This window comes from Lutibacter sp. (assembly GCF_033723435.1).
Lineage (GTDB): Bacteria > Bacteroidota > Bacteroidia > Flavobacteriales > Flavobacteriaceae > Lutibacter.
This window is the reverse complement of sequence record NZ_JAWVXC010000003.1, coordinates 87,616-107,275: the sequence shown is the minus strand read 5'-3', so window position 1 is coordinate 107,275 and position 19,660 is coordinate 87,616. Positions and strand designations below refer to the sequence as shown.

Sequence of the window (19,660 nt, the reverse complement as noted above, 5' to 3'; positions counted from 1 at the left end):
AAAAATTTAAAGAATTATTTATTAAAAAATCGTTTATGCCAACTACTAATTGCGGGTACTTCCCATTGCGATTCAAAATCGCCTTTAGTTGTTACCATATTGTTAAAAACAACCGTATTTTCTGTTATTTTTTGTTGCTTTACAAAGTTTTTAAAATCTAGTAAACTAACCACATTTATATTATTATTGTCTTTAAAAGATACATTTAATTTATTAGTTAAATCTATCTTCAAACTTTGTTCTAGTTTTAAAATTAAATTAACAGATGCATCAATGGAACAACCTGAAACTTCATTAAAATCTTCATCTACAGCTATAACAATAAACTGATGATACTTAATTTGATAAGATGCTTTTAAATCTTTACCATGCACTTTCCAAGTAGTAATAAAACTTTTAATTTTTGATATTATTTCCTCTTCTTCGTTATCAGAAAATTCTCTATTAGCTTGGTAAACCCAAACTCTTGAAGAATTTTTTAAACTATCAAAATCGACCAGCATATTTATAATTTTTTATTGAATTTATTTTGTAAATCTTCTAAAGTATTTTCTTTTTTATTGTGTAATACTCTTTCTTTAATTTCTTTTAATATTTTTTTGGTGTATAAAGGAAAATCTGCATTTTCAATCCAAGAGAAATAGCCTTTATCTTTTAATAAAACATCTACAACTTTTTGACCTTTATATTTTCCAAAAGTAAATATTTCTTCATTGTCTTCATTAAACAATACAAAACCTGCAAAATCTGCTCGTTTATTATACTTTGAGTATTCCCCTAAAAACGCTACATCATTTTCTAAATCGTCGTATTTTTTAATCTGAGCTTTCAAAATTTCGTAAGTTGCAATAGTATCTGCCATAGCCGAATGTGCATTTTCTAAATCCTCTCCACAATAAAATTTATATCCAGCACTTAGGGTGCGTTCTTCTTTTTTATGAAAAATGACTTGAACATCAATAGCAACTCTATTTTTCATATCAAAATTAACATTAGCTCTTATCATTTCTTCTGCCAATAATGGAATATCAAACCTATTTGAATTAAATCCTGATAAATCACAGCCATCAATAATTTTACTTATTTCTGGGGCTAACTCTTTAAAAGTTGGCTCATTAGCCACTTTTTCATTAGTTATTCCATGAATATCGGAAGATTCTTTTGGTATATCCATTTCAGGGTTTACAAGCCAAGTTTTACTCTCTTTATTACCATTTGGGTAAACTTTTAGTAAAGCTATTTCAACAATTCTATCGGTTGCTATATTAATTCCTGTTGTTTCTAAATCGAAAAATACTATTGGTTTTGTTAATTTTAATTCCATAGGGTTTGTTTATTTATTGCTGTAAAATTATTATTAAATATTATTTTACAATGCTTTCAATTGGCAATTTTTTATTAATTTAATTATTCGTTTTCTAATTGATTTTTATAATTATCTAGTTCAATTTTATATTTTTCAGGTAATTCTGGTTCTTTAAAATTGTACTGATTTAGGGTTTCAAATATGATATCAGCTACTAAATAACGTGCAGTAGCTTTATCATCTGCAGGTATAACAAACCATGGTGCTTTTTTAGTAGAAGTTCTATTTAGTAAATCTTGATAACAAAATTGATATTTATCCCACAATTTACGTTCTTTTAAATCGGCAGGGGAAAATTTCCAGTTTTTTTGTTTTAGTCTTAATCTACGTAATAATCTATTTTTTTGTTCTTCTTTTGATAGGTTTAAAAAGAATTTTAAAACTATTGTTCCATTATCCACCAAGTTACTCTCAAATGCGTTAATAGCTTCCATTCGTTTATGGTAAAACACCTCATTAATTTGATCAACACTATTAGTTGCTGGTATATTTTCACTTAAAATATATTCAGGATGCACGCGTGTAACCAAAACGTTTTCATAATGTGTTCTGTTAAAAACGCCTATTATTCCACGTGGCGGTAAAGCAATGTAATGTCTCCACAAAAAATCGTGATTTAGCTCTAACTCGGTAGGAACTTTAAAACTATATACTTCAACACCACGAGCATTAACATCTTTAAATACTTCTCTAATTAAACTATCTTTACCTGATGTATCCATACCTTGTAAACATATTAAAGCTGCATATTTACCTTCGGCATACATTTTATCTTGTAATTCGCTTAAATCTTTTCTTAATTTCTTAAGCTTTTTTTTCGCTTTAGAAATAACTTCCTTAGTTTCGATTTTTTTTAATTCGATGCTTTCTGTAACTTGATATTTATTCATAGGCTATTTACTTGCAAACAGTTCTACATCTTTTTCCGTAACTTCCTTTCCTCCTAGTATTATCAATCGCTCAACAACATTTCTAAGCTCTCTAATATTACCTGTCCAATCATAATTTTGTAACAATTTTAGTGCTTTTTCCGAGAATAGTTTTACGGTATTACCTTGTTCATTTGCAATTTGATTTGCGAAAAAATTAACTAATAAAGGAATATCTTCTCTTCTTTCATTTAAACTAGGAACATTAATTAAAATTACAGCTAATCTGTGGTACAAATCTTCTCTAAATTTACCCTTTTCTATCTCTTCCTTTAAATTTTTATTAGTAGCTGCTATTACACGTACATTGACTTTAATGTCTTTATCACTACCAACTCTTGAAATTTTATTTTCCTGTAAAGCTCTTAATACTTTTGCTTGTGCAGAAAGACTCATATCTCCTATTTCATCTAAAAAAATAGTACCTCCATTAGCTGCTTCAAACTTACCTGCTCTATCTTTATTTGCCCCTGTAAAAGATCCTTTTATATGCCCAAAAAGCTCACTTTCAATAAGTTCAGATGGTATTGCTGCACAGTTTACTTCAACCATAGGAGCCTTTGTTCGTTCACTTTTTTCATGTAACCAATGTGCAACTAATTCTTTTCCCGTACCATTTTCTCCTGTTATTAAAACTCTTGCATCAGTTGGTGCTACTTTTTCAATGATATCTTTAATATGTAAAATTGGATTACTTTCACCAATCATTTCATATTTTTTACTGACTTTCTTCTTTAAAATTGTGTTTTCTACAACTAATTTTTTTCTATCTAATGCATTTCGGACAGTATTTAAAAGTCTGTTTAAATCTGGTGGTTTTGAAATATAATCAAAAGCACCTAAACGCATTGTATTAACTGCCGTATCTAAATCACCATGGCCAGAAAGCATTACGATAGGTATTTCTGGTTTTAGTTTTTTTATTTTTTCAAGCACCTCAACACCATCCATTTTAGGCATTTTAATATCGCATAAAATTAAATCGTAATCAAATTTTGTAATCAAATTTACTCCAATCAAACCGTCTTCTGCTTCTTCTACTTCGTAATTTTCATTTTCTTCGGTAATAATTTTTTTTAGTACTCTGCGAATCGCAGATTCATCTTCAATAAGTAAAATTTTTGACATGTTATTTTCTGTTTTCTATAATATGAATATCTCTTTGTGGAAAAGGAATTTGAATATTATTTTCTCTAAATTTTTTATCAATAGCAAAACGTAATTCACTTTTAATTGCAGGTGAAGTAAAGCTTTGTGTAGTTGAAAATCTTAAAATAAAGTCTAAAGTACTATCTCCAAAGTTATTGAATAATACACTTGGCATTTTTACTTTGGAAACTTTTGGGTTTTCTACAGCCGCTTCTATTAATAATTTTTTTACCTTTTCTACATCTGAGCCATAAGCTACGCCAACTTTAACCGTTTCAATAATTAAACGTCCATTTTGAGTCCAATTATATAAAGTGTTGGTTAAAAAAATATGATTTGGAATAATAACCACTTTATCTTCTATTGTTATAGCTCTTGTTGTTCTCAAGTTTATTTCAAAAACTTTGCCAATTTTACCATCTACTTCAATAACATCGTTTAAATGAATTGTTTTATCTAAAAGCATAAAAACTCCTGAAATAATATCTTGAAATAAGGTTTGTAATCCTAAACCTAAACCAACTAATAAAGCCGCTGAACCTGCTAGTAATACACTAATTTTAATTCCTAAAGAATCTAAAGCTATAATAATTACAGTAACGTAAATAAAATATTTTAAAAAAGAGAATAACGAGTTGAACTTATTTTTATCTACATCATCAAGCTTTTTATTAGTAATCCTTTTTATAAGTTTTAATAAAAAACTAGTTATGAAAAAAACAACAAGTAATACAAAAATATCTTTAACAGAAATTTGAATGTTATCCGTTATACTAAAAGTATAGTTTAAAATATTTCGTAAAGTTTCCATATTTTAATATTTTAACCACCTATATATTTCTTTATAATTTGGTTTTTTACCGTACATTAAAATACCTACTCTATAAATTTTTGCAGCAAACCAAACTATTCCTATAAAGGTAAGAATTAATAACAACATAGATACTGCTATTTGCCACCAAGGAACTCCAAAAGGAATTCGCATTAACATAACTATTGGTGATGTTAACGGAAATATTGAAAAGCCTACTGCAACAGAACCATGGGGATTTTCAATAATTGAAAATCCTATGTAAATAGCAATTACCAAAGGCATTAAAACAGGCATCATAAATTGCTGAGTATCTGTTTCACTATCCACAGCTGCTCCAATTGCGGCATATATAGAACTATAAATTAAATATCCTCCAAAAAAGTAAACAAGAAAAGAGAAAAATATAGTTAAAATTGGTAAATTTTTTATTTCCTGAAGTACTAACTGTAAATTATTATTAGAAACTTCCTGCACTTGTTGAACAACCTCTGGTGTCATCTGCAAAGAGTTAGTATTTTTAGTAGCTTCTGGACCTAAATACATGGTAATTACAAATAAAATGGTACCTCCTATTATCATCCAAATAATAAATTGCATTAAACCTGCAAAAGCATTTCCTAAAATTTTACCCAACATTAATTGAAATGGTTTTACTGAAGATATTATAACCTCAATAATTCTACTTGTTTTTTCTTCAATCACACTCCGCATTACCGAAGTGCCATAAATAATGATAAACATAAAAATTAAGTATCCAAATCCTCCTCCGGCTGCCATTCTTAAAATACTTCCAATCTTTGAAGATTTTTCTCCTGTAAAATTTTCTGTTGCAATACTAACACTTGTTTCTGTTGCTTTAATTGTGGCAACATCTAAATTTAATTTTTCTATTTTTAAATTCCGTATTCTTTTATCTAGCCTATTTTCAATATTACTAATAAAACTAAGCCCTGGTGATTCTTGTGAATAAAATTTAATACTATTAGTAAGCTGTGGTAAGCTATCATTTTTAGGAATGTAAATTAATCCATAATATTTTTTTTCTGAAATAGATTTAGCTTGCTTAAAGCCTATAGCTGTTAAATTTGTAAATTCAATAGTTTTTGTATTGGTAAATGCTGGAGTTAATTGATTTGTTTCATCTACATAAGCTACTTTTCTAACATCTTCGCTATTTTTTTCACTTAAATAAAAAATTAATGCTCCTAATCCAACTACTAAAAGAGGACTTAATATGGTTAAAATTATAAAAGATTTATTTTTAACTTTAGCAAAAAATTCTCTCTTTATTATTAATAAAAGTTTATTCATGATTAGCAACGGATTTTAAAAATATATCATTCGCAGAAGGAATAATTTCGGTAAAATGGTTAATTTGAGCTTTACTGTTTAAGTATTTAATTAGATCTTTAGTTGTGTCTTCTCCATTTAAAGTAACCTCCATTCTATACTCATTATTTACACCATTACTGTCTAAGTTTGTTGCTTTAAATTTTTCTTGAACTACATTAAAAATATTTTCATTTTCACTAATTAAACCTACTTCAAATTTGTTCTCTTTAAATTGATTTTTTATATCGCTTAATTTGCCATCTAATATTTTATTGGATTTATTAATTAATGCAATATAATCGCACATTTCTTCAACAGATTCCATTCTGTGTGTTGAAAAAATAATACTTGCGCCATTATCTCTTAATTTTAGGATTTCATCTTTAATCAGATTAGCATTAACAGGATCAAAACCACTAAAAGGTTCATCAAAAATTAACAATTTAGGTTCGTGCATAACGGTAACTATAAATTGTACTTTTTGTGCCATCCCTTTAGATAATTCCTGAATTTTTTTGTTCCACCAATCATTAATTCCAAATTTATCAAACCACATTATTAGCTTTTTTTTAGCTTCTTTCTTACTCATTCCTTTAAGCTGTGCTAAATAAATTGCTTGTTCACCTACTTTCATACTTTTATACAAACCTCGTTCTTCTGGCAAATAGCCAATATCTTGTATATGATTTTGATGAAGCGGTTTTCCATCTAAATATATGGCACCACTATCGGGTAAAGTAATTTGATTAATAATTCTAATCAGTGAAGTTTTTCCTGCTCCATTTGGACCTAATAATCCAAAAACGCTTCCTTCAGGTATAGCAATAGACACCTTATTTAAGGCTGTATAGTTACCATACGTTTTGGTCACATTTTCAACCTCTAAAACATTTTTCATTGTAAAGTTTTTGATTTCAGGTACGAAAATATAGCTATTTTATTAAAATTAGGTTAATCTTTTAATAAAATTATTGTAATTTTTTAAGATATTTTTCTTGAATTGATTTTAACATTTCCAAAGAAATTTTTGGCCTAACTACCCTTAAAATTTCAGTAATTCCACCATTTTGATATAAAATACCTTGCGCAATATCAAAATTTTTATCCGACATATTATTTTTTATTTCGTAAGTCATAGTTCTAAATTCATCCCATTCTAAATGTTTTGGTATTTCAATATAATATGCATTTTCTTCTGTTGCAGAATGATAAAAACCTTCTTCTATTTTTTCAATATTCATAAACCTATTAATTCTTATTAATGCTTCAACATCTTCAAATTTTTCGCTTTTGGCAAAATCAAACCCTGCATCTTTATAGTATTGCTGAATTTGTGGAATTTCATTATATCGGTTGATGCCTCTAACTCTAATTCCATTAATTTTTCTTCTATCAATAGAAACTTCACATTTTGCTGCTACTAAATCAGTATTATACGTAGCATTAATTTTTTTAGTGGTTCTCAAAATATTTTCAAAAGAGTTTGGTGTTTTGGTAACAAATATTATAGAAGAAGGTTTATTAATATGAGTAAACCTACTATAATAGGATTTATATGGATCAGGAACATTAATTACAAACGTATTTGACAATTTATTTACATCAATAGTTGAAATATTTTCTTGTTTAATAATCTTACCAATAACCTCTTTTGTTTTCATAATATTCAAATTTTTATATAATGTTTTAAACTTATCTCTTTTTTTTATAAAAAACAAGTAAAATAATTTAACAAAATATTTTTTTATTTTATTATGCATGCATAGTATTTTTTTATATATTTGAGAATGCAAAAAAATAATACTATTGATCATGTTTTAAGAGCCACTTGGCAGGCCGTTGCAAAAATGTATAATGAACAAGCGGCAAAACATAATAGCACCATGTCTATGGCTTTTGTTATATTAAATATAGACAGTAAAAACGGAACTCCATCCACGGCGCTAGGACCTCAAATGGGCATGGAACCTACTAGTTTGTCTCGAATATTAAAAAAAATGGAAGATAATGGTCAAATTTATAGAGAAAAAAATCCAAATGATGGCAGAGGCGTTTTAATTAAACTTACCGAATTTGGTAAAGAAAAACGTGAAATTTCGAAACAACATGTACTTCAATTTAACGAAACCGTTAAACAACATGTTTCCAAAGAGCAATTGGCTAATTTTTGTGAAGTAACAGAGATTATCAATTACTTAATTAATACAAAACAAATTTTTAAAGATTAACAAATATAATTTTATATAAACAAATGAAAAGACCAATAAAAAAAGTAGCAGTTGTAGGTTCTGGAATTATGGGATCAGGGATTGCTTGTCATTTTGCAAACATTGGTGTAGAAGTTTTGCTACTAGATATTATTCCTCGTGAATTAAACGAAGTAGAAAAAGCAAAAGGACTTACACTTGAAAACAAGGTTGTACGTAATAGATTGGTTAATGATAGCCTTAAAGCTTCCTTAAAATCAAAACCATCGCCTATTTACAATCAAAAATTTGCTAGTAGAATTACTACAGGAAATTTAGAAGACGACATATCTAAAGTAAAAGATGTTGACTGGATTATTGAAGTGGTTGTTGAACGATTAGATATTAAACAACAGGTCTTTGAAAAAATTGAAAAATATAGAACTCCTGGAACATTAATCTCATCAAATACTTCTGGAATACCTATTCAATTTATGAGCGAAGGCAGAAGTGAAGATTTCCAAAATCATTTTGCAGTAACTCATTTTTTTAATCCTCCACGTTATTTAAAATTATTTGAAGTAATCCCAGGTCCAAAATGTAAACAAGAAGTTACCGACTTTTTAATGATGTACGGAGAAAAATTCTTAGGAAAAACTTCTGTTTTAGCAAAAGATACTCCAGCTTTTATTGGAAATAGAGTTGGTATTTTTGGTATTATGAGTTTGTTTCACCATGTTAAAGAATTAGGTTTAACTATTGAAGAAGTAGATAAATTAACTGGGCCAGTTATTGGTCGTCCTAAATCTGCAACCTTTAGAACTGTTGATGTAGTTGGTCTTGATACATTGGTACACGTTGCAAATGGTTTATATGAAAATTGTCCAGACGATGAATCTCACGACATTTTCAAACTGCCTGATTTCATTAATAAAATGATGGAAAACAAATGGTTAGGAAGCAAAACCAAACAAGGTTTTTATAAAAAAATTGTTGAAAATGGCAAAAGAAATATTCTATCTTTAGATTTAGATACTTTAGAATATCGCCCAAATAAAAAAGCAAAGTTTGCAACTTTAGAAATGACAAAAACTATTGATAATGTAGTTGATCGTTTTAAAGTTTTAGTAAAAGGAAAAGATAAAGCTGGTGAATTTTATAGAAAAAGCTTTTCCGCTATGTTTGGTTATGTTCAAAACCGAATTCCTGAAATTTCCGATGAATTATATCGATTAGATGATGCTATGAAAGCTGGTTTTGGTTGGGAACACGGCCCTTTTGAAATTTGGGATGCAATTGGAGTTGAAGCTGGAATTGAGTTAATGAAAGCTGAAAATTTACCTGTAGCAAATTGGGTAACAGAAATGCTTGAAAGTGGTATTAAAAGTTTTTACACAGTCAAAGATGGTGCTAAATATTATTATTCAATTCCTTCTAAAAAACAAGAAAAAATACCAGGACAAGATAGTTTTATTATCCTTAACAACATTAGAGAATCTAAAACTATTTGGAGCAATTCAGAAGCTGCAATTCAACATTTAGGAGATGGTATTTTAAACGTAGAATTCCGTTCAAAAATGAATACTATTGGCAGTGGTGTAATTCAGGGAATTAATAAAGGAATTGATTTAGCTGAAAAAGAATATGAAGGTGTTATAATTGGTAATCAGGGACCTAATTTCTCAGTTGGAGCTAATTTAGCTATGGTATTTATGTTAGCCATTGAACAAGAATATGACGAGCTAGCATTTGCAATAAAAGCTTTTCAAGATACGGTAATGCGATTACGTTATTCAAGTGTTCCAACTATTGTTGCTCCTCATGGAATGACGCTTGGTGGAGGCTGTGAAATGACGCTTCATGCAGATAAAGTTGTAGCTGCTGCAGAATCTTATATCGGTTTAGTTGAATTTGGTGTTGGACTATTGCCTGGTGGTGCTGGAACTAAAGAAATGACATTAAGAGCTGCAGAAACCTTTAAAGAGGGAGATGTTCAATTAAATAGATTAAGAGAACACTTCTTAGCAATTGCAATGGCAAAAGTAAGTACTTCTGCTTATGAAGCATTTGATTTAAATATTCTTAAACCTGGAAAAGACTTAGTTGTTGTTAACCGAGATCGTCAAATTGCAACTGCAAAACGTTATGCATTACAAATGGTAAAAGATGGTTACACACAACCTACTCCACAAAAAGTAAAAGTGTTAGGACAACAATCACTTGGTATGTTTTTAGTTGGAACTGATGCTATGGAAAAAGGTCTATATATATCAGAACACGATAAACTTATTGGTAATAAAATAGCATATGTAATGTCTGGTGGAGATTTATCAGAACCAACTTCTGTTTCTGAGCAATACCTTTTAGATATAGAGCGAGAAGCATTCCTTTCTTTATTAACAGAGAAAAAAACATTGCAACGAATTGAGCATACTTTAAAAACAGGTAAACCATTAAGAAATTAAGAAAATGAAAACAGCATATATAGTAAAAGGATATAGAACTGCAGTAGGAAAAGCACCTAGAGGTGTTTTCAGATTTAAAAGATCTGATGATTTAGCTGCAGAAACCATACAACATTTATTAAAAGAAGTACCTCAATTAGAGGTTTCTCGTATTGATGATGTTATGGTTGGATGCGCCATGCCAGAAGGCTCACAAGGTTTAAATATGGGACGTTTAATTTCTCTTATGGGATTAAAATCTGTTGATATTCCTGGTGTAACTGTAAATCGTTTTTGTTCTTCAGGTATTGAAACTATCGCCATGGCTTCTGCTAAAATTTCAGCAGGTATGGCAGATTGTATTATTGCAGGAGGAACGGAAAGCATGAGTTCAGTACCAATGGGAGGTTACAAACCAGAATTAAATTATGACGTTGTAAAATCTGGCCATGAAGATTATTATTGGGGAATGGGAACTACAGCAGAAGCTGTTGCTAATAAATACAATGTATCTAGAGAAGATCAAGATGCATTTTCGTATAACTCACACCAAAAAGCTTTAAAGGCAATTAAAGAAGGTAAATTTAAAGAGGATATTGTACCAATAACTGTAAATCAAACATACCTTGATGCCAATGGAAAACGTAAAGAAAAAAGCTATGTTGTTGATACAGATGAAGGTCCAAGAGCCGATACATCACTTGAAGTATTAGCTAAATTACGTCCTGTTTTTGCTCAAGGAGGTAGTGTTACTGCAGGTAATTCATCTCAAATGAGTGATGGAGCTTCTTTTGTTTTAGTGATGAGTGAAGAAATGGTTAAAGAATTAAACTTAGAACCAGTTGCTCGTTTAGTTTCTTATGCACCCGTAGGTGTAGAACCAAGTATTATGGGTATTGGTCCAATGTATGCAGTACCAAAAGCATTAAAACAAGCAGGGTTAACTTTAAAAGATATCGAATTAATAGAGTTAAATGAAGCATTTGCATCACAATCTTTAGCAGTAATCAGAGGATTAGACTTAAACCCAGATATTGTAAATGTTAATGGTGGAGCTATCGCTTTAGGCCACCCACTTGGATGTACAGGCGCAAAGCTATCTGTACAACTTTTCAATGAAATGAGAAGAAGAAAAAATAAATACGGTATTGTTACTATGTGCGTTGGTACTGGTCAAGGTGCTGCAGGCGTTTACGAATTTTTAAAATAAAACATAACTATATAAAAAAATAAACAATGAGTACACACATTAAAGGTGGTGAATTTTTAATAAAAGAAACCACTAGTGATTCAATTTTTATCTCAGAAGAATTTTCTGAAGAACAACAAATGATGAAGGAATCTATAATAGATTTTATTGATAGAGAAGTTTGGCCTTTTAAAGATCGATTCGAAAAAAAAGACTATAAATTCACCGAAGAAATTATGAAAAAAGCAGGTGAAATGGGCTTATTAGGAGTTTCCGTTCCTGAAGAATATGGAGGAATGGGAATGGGCTTTGTTTCAACCATGCTAGTTTGCGATTACATTTCTGGAGCTTCTGGATCATTATCAACAGCTTATGGAGCCCATACAGGAATTGGCACCATGCCAATTTTATTGTATGGAACTGAAGAACAAAAACAAAAATATGTACCAAAATTAGCTAGTGGAGAATGGTTTGGATCATACTGTTTGACGGAACCTGGAGCTGGTAGTGATGCCAATTCAGGAAAAACTAAAGCTGTGCTTTCTGAAGATGGAAAATATTATAGTATTACTGGGCAAAAAATGTGGATTAGTAATGCCGGTTTTTGTAGTTTAATGATTGTTTTTGCTCGTATTGAAGATGACAAAAATATTACTTCTTTCATTGTAGAATACGATCCTAATAATCCTAATGGAATTACTTTAGGAGAAGAAGAACACAAGTTAGGAATTAGAGCATCTTCAACTCGACAAGTATTTTTTAATGATACTAAAGTTCCTGTTGAAAATATGCTAGCTAACCGTGGTGAAGGATTTAAAATTGCTTTAAATTCATTAAACGTTGGTCGTATTAAATTAAGTGTAGCTTGTTCTGATGCTGGTAGAAGAGCTATTACGGAATCTGTAAAATACGCTAATGAACGTGTTCAGTTTAAAACTCCTATTGCTCAATTTGGAGCTATAAAAAATAAGTTAGCTGAAATGGCAACTAAAACTTATTCTAGTTCTGCTGCTAATTATCGTGCTGCAAATGATATCCAAAACAAAATAAATGAATTAAAAGAAAGTGGATTATCACATCAAGAAGCAGAATTAAAAGGTGTTGAAGAATTTGCAATTGAATGTGCTTTGTTAAAAGTATATGGTTCAGAAACAATTCAATTTGTAGCAGATGAAGGTATCCAAATTTTTGGTGGAATGGGATTTTCAGAAGATACTCCTATGGAGGCTGCTTGGCGTGATGCTCGTATTGCTAGAATTTACGAAGGAACTAATGAAATTAACCGACTTCTTTCTGTAAGTATGTTGTTAAAAAAAGCTCTTAAAGGTCAAATAGATTTAATGACTCCAGCAATGGCAGTTGCTAACGATTTAATGGCAATCCCTTCTTTTGATACTCCTGATTACTCTGTTCTTTTTACAGAAGAAAAAGAAATTTTAGGAAAACTTAAAAAAGCATTTTTAATGATTGCAGGTTCTGCAGTACAAAAATATACCACAAAACTTGCTGAAGAACAACAATTAGTTATGGCTGCTGCAGAAATGATGATTGAAATTTACATGGCTGAATCAGCTATATTAAAAACAGAGAAATTGGTTAATATGACCTCTGAAGAAGCTTGTGAAGCTCAAATTGCAATGGCTAAGTTAAATTTGTTTAATGCTGTTGAAAAAATAAGTACGAAAGGTAAAGAAGCTTTATACTCTTTTACCGAAGGTGATGAACAACGTATGATGTTAATGGGATTAAAACGATTTACCAAATATACTAACTTCCCAAATGTTATTAATTTAAGAAAAGTAATTGCTGACAAAGTAATTGCTGAAAACAGTTATTGTTTTTAATAATTATGATTTTTTGAACAAAAAACTGCTATTTAACGATAGCAGTTTTTTTTATTCTGAATTTAATTTCGTATTTTTAAGGTAGTTCTAACTTTAATAAATCAACTCCAAGTTTATAACTTAAATTATAAAATTATGAGTACAACTGCAGGAATTTGGATTGACACAAAAAAGGCTATTATTATTAAACTTTTTGAAGAAAAGCACTCAATAAAAACAATTGAATCTACAATTGAAACTAAAGAAAGAATTCCAGGAGAAAGTAAAAAGTTTGGGAGATTCGGAAATCAATATTTAACTTATGAAAAAAACAAAGAGAATAAACGAATTGAACAAACTAACCTATTTTTAAAAACCATACTAAAAGAACTATATACTTTTGAAAAAATTGTAATTTTTGGTCCTTCCAAAATGAAAAACTTATTAGAAAAAGAAGTTCTTTCAGATACGCAATTAATACCTAAACTAGAAGGAGTTCATAATTGTGATAGGCTTACGGAAAATCAGAAAGTAGCTTGGGTTAAAAACTATTTTAAAGTTAACGCTTAAGAATTTCTTTTCCTATAGTACATTGCAAACATAATTTTTTATTACAATAGTTGTTTTTTAACTGCAACAATGCTTGAGTTTCAAAGGCATTATTGCCCTTGAATTTCAAAATCTCAAAATTTGATATTATGCTGTTTTTTTCTGGTTCAATTTCACAAATAAAATTTAATAATTCATTAAATTCTAATTTACCTATAGTTTTTAAATATGCGAATTTTAATGGCACAATAGTATTTATTAACACTAAATGAATAAAAGATTTGGTAAGCTTTTTTGCACTTTTTTTAGACGATGTTTCAAAAGTATAATGTGTTTCCCAAAATTCGGTAGTTTTATGTGAAAACAATGTATAAAAATCTTCTAAAACAGTAGTTTCTATAATTTTCGAAAATAAATTCTGTTGCTTAGAAAATAACATTGCTAGTTGTGACAAACGAATTGTTGGAAAATTTGCAGGACGCAACCTAAAAAATTGCATAGAAGTATTATTAACTCTATCTAATTTAAATTTATGCGATAAATATTCATATTCTTGTTTCAGTTTTGAATAAAAAACAGATTCTTTATCATTACATAACAAACCTGCTCTACCCAAAAAAAGAGCTTCCATTTGAAAAGGATTATCTCCTATTTTTCTAACAATTGAAAAATCAAAAGAAGTAGCAAATTGCAAAAAAGATTCTCCATTTACTTTTAAACCAAAATTTTTAGCCAATAAAATAAATAAAGTGGCTTCCCAATTTGAATTTGTACTTTTAAAAATGGTGTTTATAAGTTCTGACTTTTCTTCTAAACGCTCAAAATACAAACGTTCTAACCAATTATTTTTAGTGAAATTATCTACAAACTTTATTTCATTTTCACAATTAATCCATTTCTTATCAGAATTAAAAAGTTCTTTATAATTAACAAGTACTCTTTCATCCATAAAATCTTTTAACACTAATGTTTCAATACTTTCATTTGTATTTCTAAAAACATCTATATCATGTCCCCAAACCACATGTAAAATAACAGCATCATAATTAGTATCTTTTTCATGAGAATGAGCATACCAATCTGACGATAAAATATGAATTTCAACATTACCAACCCAAAGTTGTTCGTTAATTATAATTTTTGCATTTAAAAAATCTGGACCTGAATTATAATTATGTGTTCCAACAGAGATAATTTGAACATTTTTTCCTGATGTTGTAATCAATTTATTAGATGAAAACAGTTTCAGTTTCCAAATAAAGTGTAGTAAATTTTCTTTCATAGCTATTTTTACTTCGGTAAGATAAAAATTAACTTTTAGTTATAAAAATTGAACAGCCTTTTTAGCTATTTTTAACTAAAATTAACCTAATTTTGTAGTTACATAAATACCATGTTATGAACATAATCGACAGCTTAAATTGGCGCTATGCAACTAAAAAATTTGATAGCTCAAAAAAACTTTCTGACGAACAAATAAACACCCTAAAACAAGCATTTAATTTAACGGCAACTTCTTTTGGTTTACAGCCTATTAAATTAATTGTTATAAGTAATAAAGAATTAAAAGAAAAACTTGTTCCATTATGTTATTATCAAGAACAAGTAGCTCAAGCATCGCATGTTTTAGCAATTTGTATTGAAAAAAGTACAACTACCGCTGACATTAACGCCTATTTTGATTTAGAAAAAGAAATAAGAGGAACTAAAGAAGAAATTATTTCTAAATTTAGAGCTCAGCTTATTGAAATGTACAAAAATAAATCTGAGGAAGAAATTCAGCAATCCGCAGTATTTCAAACTTATATTGTGCTTGGTAATTTATTAACTGTTTGTGCTGTTGAAAAAATAGATTCTTGCCCAATGGAAGGATTTATCCCTGAAAAAGTAGATGAACTATTAAAATTAAAAGAAAAAAACTTAAAATCTGTTTTATTATTACCTGTTGGCTTTAGAGCAGAAGATGATGTTACTAACGGACTTAAAAAAGTGAGAAAACCATTAAACAAAACTATTATAGAAATAAAATAATCAAATAATTCAATACAAATATGAGTAAAGAAGTAAGAGCTTTAGAGCCAAAAGAATTATGGAATAATTTTGCCGATTTAAATGCGGTTCCAAGAGCATCAAAAAAAGAAGAAAAAGTTAGACAATTTATAGTTGATTTTGGTAATAAATTGGGGCTAGAAACTATTACAGACCCAATAGGAAATGTTATCATAAAAAAACCAGCATCTAAAGGAATGGAAAACCGTAAAATGGTGGTTTTACAAGGGCATTTAGATATGGTTCACCAAAAAAATTCGGATACCAATTTTGATTTTGATACAGAAGGCATTAAAATGAAAGTAGATGGAGATTGGGTACGTGCTGAAGGAACTACTTTAGGAGCAGATAACGGTTTAGGTGTTGCTGCAATTATGAGTGTTTTAGCTTCTTCTGAAATTCTACATCCTGCTATTGAAGCTTTATTTACTATAGATGAAGAAACTGGAATGACAGGTGCAATGGGATTACAAGCAGGTTATTTAAATGGTGAAATTTTATTAAATTTAGACACTGAAGAAGATGATGAAATTGATATAGGATGCGCTGGAGGTATTGATATAACTGTTGAAAGCGATTATCACGAAGTAAGTGCGCCTGTAAATAGTGTTGGCTACACCATTTCTATAAAAGGGTTAAACGGAGGTCACTCCGGTATGGATATTCATAAAGGGTTAGGAAACGCTAACAAAATTATGAATCGTATTTTATACGCTATACAAGATGTAACTCGTATTTCAGAAATAAATGGAGGAAGTTTACGAAATGCAATTCCAAGAGAAAGTTTTACAAAATTAGCTGTTTATAATGCCTCAAAATCGAGCTTTTTAAAAACTATAAAACGTGTTTCTAAAGAAATAAAAGAAGAACTAAAAACCGTTGATCCAAATTTAAGCATTGAAATTTCTGAAACAGAAACGCCTAATAAAGTAATGACTTTAATTAGTCAAAATGCATTAATTGCTTCAATTTACGCAGCACATAATGGCGTTTACAGAATGAGTAATGATATGGAAGATTTGGTTGAAACTTCAAATAATATTGCTCGTGTTACCGTAAAAGATGGCAGTATTACCATTTTATGCTTAACAAGATCGTCTGTTGAGTCTTCTAAATTCGATTTAGCAAATGCCTTAAAATCTACTTTTGAATTAGCGGGTTATAAAGTTACATTATCAGGTTCTTACCCTGGATGGAAACCTAATGTAGAATCACAAATTTTGAACTTGTTATCCAACACTTATCAAAAATTATTTGATAGCAAAGCAAATGTTGTAGCTTGTCATGCAGGTTTAGAATGTGGTATTTTAGGGACAAATTATCCAAATATGGATATGATTTCCTTTGGTCCAACCATACAAGGTGCTCATTCCCCTGATGAAAAAGCTAGTATAAAATCATCTCAAAAATTCTGGAAATTTTTATTAACAATCTTAGAAAATATTCCTTTTAAAAATTAAAAAACAGTTAAAGAGGTTGAGGATTCAACCTCTTTTCTATTTTTAAGGGTATGTTAACATTATTATCTTTAAAAAACGGCAAATAATTGTATTTTTACAACTTAAAAATAATTCGTTTTATTTAATGGGAAAAATAATTGCAATTGCCAACCAAAAAGGTGGTGTTGGTAAAACTACAACCACAGTTAATTTAGCTGCAGCTTTAGGTGTTTTAGAAAAAAAAGTATTGCTTATTGATGCAGACCCTCAAGCAAATGCTTCTTCTGCATTAGGTATTAATATTGAAGAAGTGTCATTAGGTAGTTATCAATTATTAGAACATGCTATTACTGCTTCAGAAGCTGTAACTACAACAAATTCCCCTAACGTAAGTATTATTCCTGCTCATATAGATTTAGTAGCAATAGAAATTGAATTGGTGGATAAAAACAATAGAGAATACATGCTCAAAGAATCGTTACAGGATATAAAAAATGATTACGATTATATTTTAATTGACTGTGCTCCTTCTCTAGGGTTAATAACTTTAAATGCTTTAGTTGCGGCCGATTCCGTAATTATTCCAATTCAATGTGAATATTTTGCTTTAGAAGGATTAGGTAAATTATTAAACACCATAAAAAGTGTTCAAAATATTCATAATCCTGAATTAGATATTGAAGGCTTACTATTAACCATGTATGATTCTCGTTTACGATTATCAAATCAAGTTGTGGAAGAAGTAAAAAAACATTTTCAAAATATGGTATTTAAAACCATTATTCAGCGAAATGTTAGACTAAGTGAAGCTCCAAGTTATGGAGAAAGTATAATTGCTTATGATGCAACTAGTAGAGGTGCCGTAAATTATATTAACTTAGCCAACGAAATTCTTAAAAATAATAAATAACATGGCAAAAGCAACTAAAAAACAGGCATTAGGAAGAGGATTATCTGCTTTATTAAACGATTCTACTTCTGCTATAAATTCTGCAAATGATGAAAATGCAGATAAAGTTGTTGGAAACATTATTGAAATTAACTTAGATTCTATTGAAGTAAATCCTTATCAACCAAGAACTTATTTTAATGAAGAAGCCCTTAGAGAATTAGCAAGCTCTATTAAAGAACTTGGTGTTATTCAGCCTATTACATTACGAAAAACCAAAAAAAATACTTTTCAATTAGTTTCGGGTGAACGTCGCTTTAGAGCTTCAAAATTAATTGGAAATACTACTATACCAGCTTATATTAGATTGGCAAATGACCAAGAAATGCTGGAAATGGCTTTGGTTGAAAATATTCAACGTAAAGATTTAGATCCTATTGAAGTAGCTTTAACTTACCAACGTTTAATTGAAGAAATTGATTTAACTCAGGAAGAAATGAGTAAAAGAGTTGGTAAAAAACGTTCAACTATTAGTAATTATTTACGTCTACTAAAATTAGATCCGATTATCCAAACAGGAATGCGCGACGGATTTTTATCTATGGGGCACGGAAGAGCACTTATAAACATTGAAAATTCTGAAGAACAATTAGCCATTTATGAAAAAATAATTCAACAAAAATTATCCGTTCGTGAAACAGAACAATTAGTAAAAAATCTAAAAGAAGGAAACCACCCTAAACAAAAAACTGTAAAAGAAGAAAGAGAAATTCCAAAGTTTGTTTCCAAAGGATTAAAAACAATAAGCGATTATTTTGGGCATAAAATTGATGTAAAATTAGCTGGAAAAGACAAAGGAAAAATAATTATTCCTTTTCATTCTGAAGAAGATTTTAATCGAATAAAAAAACTATTACAATAGTGCATATTAAGTTCTTACATATCTTTATTTTTATTGGTTTATTTTTTGTGTTTCAAAGCTATGCGCAAAAAAAAAGCAATCTTATTATTAAAGATACTATTGTAGATAATAATTACAGATATAATCCTTTATCGCCAGCTAAAGCAGCTTTTTATTCCGCTATTTTACCAGGATTAGGACAAGCTTACAACAAAAAATATTGGAAAATCCCTTTTGTATATGCCGCTTTAGGTTCTGGAATTTATTTTTACAGTGCAAACAATACAAATTATAATAGAGTTAGAGAAGCATATAAACTTAGGATTGCAGATAAACCCGACGAATTTGATGGCACTAACGGAAATCCATTTTTATCAGAAGATGCCTTAATTTCTGCACAAAAATCCTATAGAAAAGATAGAGATTTATCTCTTTTAGTAACCGTTGGTTTATATGTTTTACAAATTGTGGAAGCAAGTACAAATGCACATCTATTGCAATATAATGTTGATAATAAGCTATCTGTTAATCCCAAATTAATGAAACATTTAAATTCCAATAAAGCTATTGTTGGTGCGCAAATAAATTTTAAATTTTAATT

19 protein-coding genes are annotated in these 19,660 nt (G+C 29.3%); 10 read left to right on the top strand and 9 right to left on the bottom strand.

What is annotated here, in order from left to right; all coding sequences use genetic code 11:
* Positions 1-14 precede the first annotated feature (14 nt).
* The 8 genes from R3342_RS06295 to R3342_RS06260 all read right to left on the bottom strand — a co-directional run bounded on the left by R3342_RS06295 (position 15) and on the right by R3342_RS06260 (position 7,251).
* On the bottom strand, positions 15-503 hold the full coding sequence (locus R3342_RS06295) for an ABC transporter ATPase (protein WP_318939049.1): 489 nt from the start codon (positions 501-503) through the stop codon (positions 15-17).
* Between the two features lie 2 nt (positions 504-505).
* Positions 506-1,324, bottom strand: a complete 819-nt coding sequence (locus R3342_RS06290; RefSeq protein WP_318939047.1) for a 3'-5' exonuclease — start codon at positions 1,322-1,324, stop codon at positions 506-508.
* 83 nt (positions 1,325-1,407) lie between these two features.
* Positions 1,408-2,256, bottom strand: coding sequence for a PPK2 family polyphosphate kinase (locus R3342_RS06285; protein WP_318939046.1), 849 nt, complete (start codon positions 2,254-2,256; stop codon positions 1,408-1,410).
* 3 nt (positions 2,257-2,259) lie between these two features.
* Positions 2,260-3,423, bottom strand: coding sequence for a sigma-54 dependent transcriptional regulator (locus R3342_RS06280; RefSeq protein WP_318939045.1), 1,164 nt, complete (start codon positions 3,421-3,423; stop codon positions 2,260-2,262).
* Between the two features lies 1 nt (position 3,424).
* Entirely contained in the window at positions 3,425-4,255 is an 831-nt protein-coding gene (locus R3342_RS06275; protein WP_318939044.1) for a mechanosensitive ion channel family protein, read from the bottom strand.
* A gap of 3 nt (positions 4,256-4,258) precedes the next feature.
* Complete coding sequence (locus tag R3342_RS06270) at positions 4,259-5,569, bottom strand: ABC transporter permease (RefSeq protein WP_318939042.1); 1,311 nt, start codon at positions 5,567-5,569, stop codon at positions 4,259-4,261.
* Positions 5,562-6,488, bottom strand: a complete 927-nt coding sequence (locus tag R3342_RS06265) for an ABC transporter ATP-binding protein (protein ID WP_318939040.1) — start codon at positions 6,486-6,488, stop codon at positions 5,562-5,564. Before R3342_RS06265 ends, R3342_RS06270 begins: the two co-directional genes overlap by 8 nt.
* A 70-nt stretch (positions 6,489-6,558) precedes the next feature.
* Entirely contained in the window at positions 6,559-7,251 is a 693-nt protein-coding gene (locus R3342_RS06260) for a hypothetical protein (protein WP_318939037.1), read from the bottom strand.
* Positions 7,252-7,377: 126 nt separating this feature from the next.
* Here R3342_RS06260 and R3342_RS06255 point away from each other — a divergent pair, with 126 nt between their 5' ends.
* From R3342_RS06255 to R3342_RS06235, 5 genes are all read left to right on the top strand, one after another.
* Entirely contained in the window at positions 7,378-7,818 is a 441-nt protein-coding gene (locus tag R3342_RS06255) for a MarR family winged helix-turn-helix transcriptional regulator (protein WP_318939035.1), read from the top strand.
* A gap of 23 nt (positions 7,819-7,841) precedes the next feature.
* Positions 7,842-10,241, top strand: coding sequence for a 3-hydroxyacyl-CoA dehydrogenase/enoyl-CoA hydratase family protein (locus R3342_RS06250; RefSeq protein WP_318939033.1), 2,400 nt, complete (start codon positions 7,842-7,844; stop codon positions 10,239-10,241).
* 4 nt (positions 10,242-10,245) lie between these two features.
* On the top strand, positions 10,246-11,430 hold the full coding sequence (locus tag R3342_RS06245; protein WP_318939032.1) for an acetyl-CoA C-acyltransferase: 1,185 nt from the start codon (positions 10,246-10,248) through the stop codon (positions 11,428-11,430).
* A 26-nt stretch (positions 11,431-11,456) separates the two neighbouring features.
* Positions 11,457-13,253 carry an acyl-CoA dehydrogenase family protein gene (locus R3342_RS06240; RefSeq protein WP_318939030.1) on the top strand — a complete coding sequence of 599 codons (1,797 nt, stop codon included), beginning with the start codon at positions 11,457-11,459 and terminating at the stop codon, positions 13,251-13,253.
* Between the two features lie 135 nt (positions 13,254-13,388).
* The gene (locus R3342_RS06235; RefSeq protein WP_318939029.1) at positions 13,389-13,802 is read left to right on the top strand and encodes a hypothetical protein; all 414 of its coding nucleotides are present in this window, start codon (positions 13,389-13,391) and stop codon (positions 13,800-13,802) included.
* On the opposite strand, the gene R3342_RS06230 is transcribed toward R3342_RS06235, so the two are convergent.
* Positions 13,792-15,063: a DUF2851 family protein gene (locus R3342_RS06230; RefSeq protein ID WP_318939028.1), complete on the bottom strand. Its 1,272-nt coding sequence runs from the start codon at positions 15,061-15,063 to the stop codon at positions 13,792-13,794. The two genes, R3342_RS06235 and R3342_RS06230, sit on opposite strands and share 11 nt — an antisense overlap.
* A gap of 116 nt (positions 15,064-15,179) precedes the next feature.
* On the opposite strand from R3342_RS06230, the gene R3342_RS06225 reads away from it, so the two are divergent.
* The 5 genes from R3342_RS06225 to R3342_RS06205 all read left to right on the top strand — a co-directional run bounded on the left by R3342_RS06225 (position 15,180) and on the right by R3342_RS06205 (position 19,658).
* Positions 15,180-15,812 (top strand): NAD(P)H-dependent oxidoreductase, encoded by a 633-nt coding sequence (locus R3342_RS06225; protein ID WP_318939026.1) that lies wholly within the window; start codon positions 15,180-15,182, stop codon positions 15,810-15,812.
* A 20-nt stretch (positions 15,813-15,832) separates the two neighbouring features.
* Positions 15,833-17,290 carry an aminoacyl-histidine dipeptidase gene (locus R3342_RS06220; RefSeq protein ID WP_318939024.1) on the top strand — a complete coding sequence of 486 codons (1,458 nt, stop codon included), beginning with the start codon at positions 15,833-15,835 and terminating at the stop codon, positions 17,288-17,290.
* Between the two features lie 124 nt (positions 17,291-17,414).
* Positions 17,415-18,179 (top strand): ParA family protein, encoded by a 765-nt coding sequence (locus tag R3342_RS06215; RefSeq protein WP_318939023.1) that lies wholly within the window; start codon positions 17,415-17,417, stop codon positions 18,177-18,179.
* A 1-nt stretch (position 18,180) separates the two neighbouring features.
* Positions 18,181-19,080 carry a ParB/RepB/Spo0J family partition protein gene (locus tag R3342_RS06210; protein ID WP_318939021.1) on the top strand — a complete coding sequence of 300 codons (900 nt, stop codon included), beginning with the start codon at positions 18,181-18,183 and terminating at the stop codon, positions 19,078-19,080.
* Positions 19,080-19,658 (top strand): DUF5683 domain-containing protein, encoded by a 579-nt coding sequence (locus tag R3342_RS06205; RefSeq protein ID WP_318939019.1) that lies wholly within the window; start codon positions 19,080-19,082, stop codon positions 19,656-19,658. Before R3342_RS06210 ends, R3342_RS06205 begins: the two co-directional genes overlap by 1 nt.
* Positions 19,659-19,660: the final 2 nt, after the last annotated feature.

What these genes read in the sequence shown, in the direction of transcription:
- R3342_RS06295 (WP_318939049.1), bottom strand. Translation starts at nt 503, where the DNA reads ATGCTGGTCGATTTTGATAGTTTAAAAAATTCTTCAAGAGTTTGGGTT.
- R3342_RS06290 (WP_318939047.1), bottom strand. Translation starts at nt 1,324, where the DNA reads ATGGAATTAAAATTAACAAAACCAATAGTATTTTTCGATTTAGAAACA.
- R3342_RS06285 (WP_318939046.1), bottom strand. Translation starts at nt 2,256, where the DNA reads ATGAATAAATATCAAGTTACAGAAAGCATCGAATTAAAAAAAATCGAA.
- R3342_RS06280 (WP_318939045.1), bottom strand. Translation starts at nt 3,423, where the DNA reads ATGTCAAAAATTTTACTTATTGAAGATGAATCTGCGATTCGCAGAGTA.
- R3342_RS06275 (WP_318939044.1), bottom strand. Translation starts at nt 4,255, where the DNA reads ATGGAAACTTTACGAAATATTTTAAACTATACTTTTAGTATAACGGAT.
- R3342_RS06270 (WP_318939042.1), bottom strand. Translation starts at nt 5,569, where the DNA reads ATGAATAAACTTTTATTAATAATAAAGAGAGAATTTTTTGCTAAAGTT.
- R3342_RS06265 (WP_318939040.1), bottom strand. Translation starts at nt 6,488, where the DNA reads ATGAAAAATGTTTTAGAGGTTGAAAATGTGACCAAAACGTATGGTAAC.
- R3342_RS06260 (WP_318939037.1), bottom strand. Translation starts at nt 7,251, where the DNA reads ATGAAAACAAAAGAGGTTATTGGTAAGATTATTAAACAAGAAAATATT.
- R3342_RS06255 (WP_318939035.1), top strand. Translation starts at nt 7,378, where the DNA reads ATGCAAAAAAATAATACTATTGATCATGTTTTAAGAGCCACTTGGCAG.
- R3342_RS06250 (WP_318939033.1), top strand. Translation starts at nt 7,842, where the DNA reads ATGAAAAGACCAATAAAAAAAGTAGCAGTTGTAGGTTCTGGAATTATG.
- R3342_RS06245 (WP_318939032.1), top strand. Translation starts at nt 10,246, where the DNA reads ATGAAAACAGCATATATAGTAAAAGGATATAGAACTGCAGTAGGAAAA.
- R3342_RS06240 (WP_318939030.1), top strand. Translation starts at nt 11,457, where the DNA reads ATGAGTACACACATTAAAGGTGGTGAATTTTTAATAAAAGAAACCACT.
- R3342_RS06235 (WP_318939029.1), top strand. Translation starts at nt 13,389, where the DNA reads ATGAGTACAACTGCAGGAATTTGGATTGACACAAAAAAGGCTATTATT.
- R3342_RS06230 (WP_318939028.1), bottom strand. Translation starts at nt 15,063, where the DNA reads ATGAAAGAAAATTTACTACACTTTATTTGGAAACTGAAACTGTTTTCA.
- R3342_RS06225 (WP_318939026.1), top strand. Translation starts at nt 15,180, where the DNA reads ATGAACATAATCGACAGCTTAAATTGGCGCTATGCAACTAAAAAATTT.
- R3342_RS06220 (WP_318939024.1), top strand. Translation starts at nt 15,833, where the DNA reads ATGAGTAAAGAAGTAAGAGCTTTAGAGCCAAAAGAATTATGGAATAAT.
- R3342_RS06215 (WP_318939023.1), top strand. Translation starts at nt 17,415, where the DNA reads ATGGGAAAAATAATTGCAATTGCCAACCAAAAAGGTGGTGTTGGTAAA.
- R3342_RS06210 (WP_318939021.1), top strand. Translation starts at nt 18,181, where the DNA reads ATGGCAAAAGCAACTAAAAAACAGGCATTAGGAAGAGGATTATCTGCT.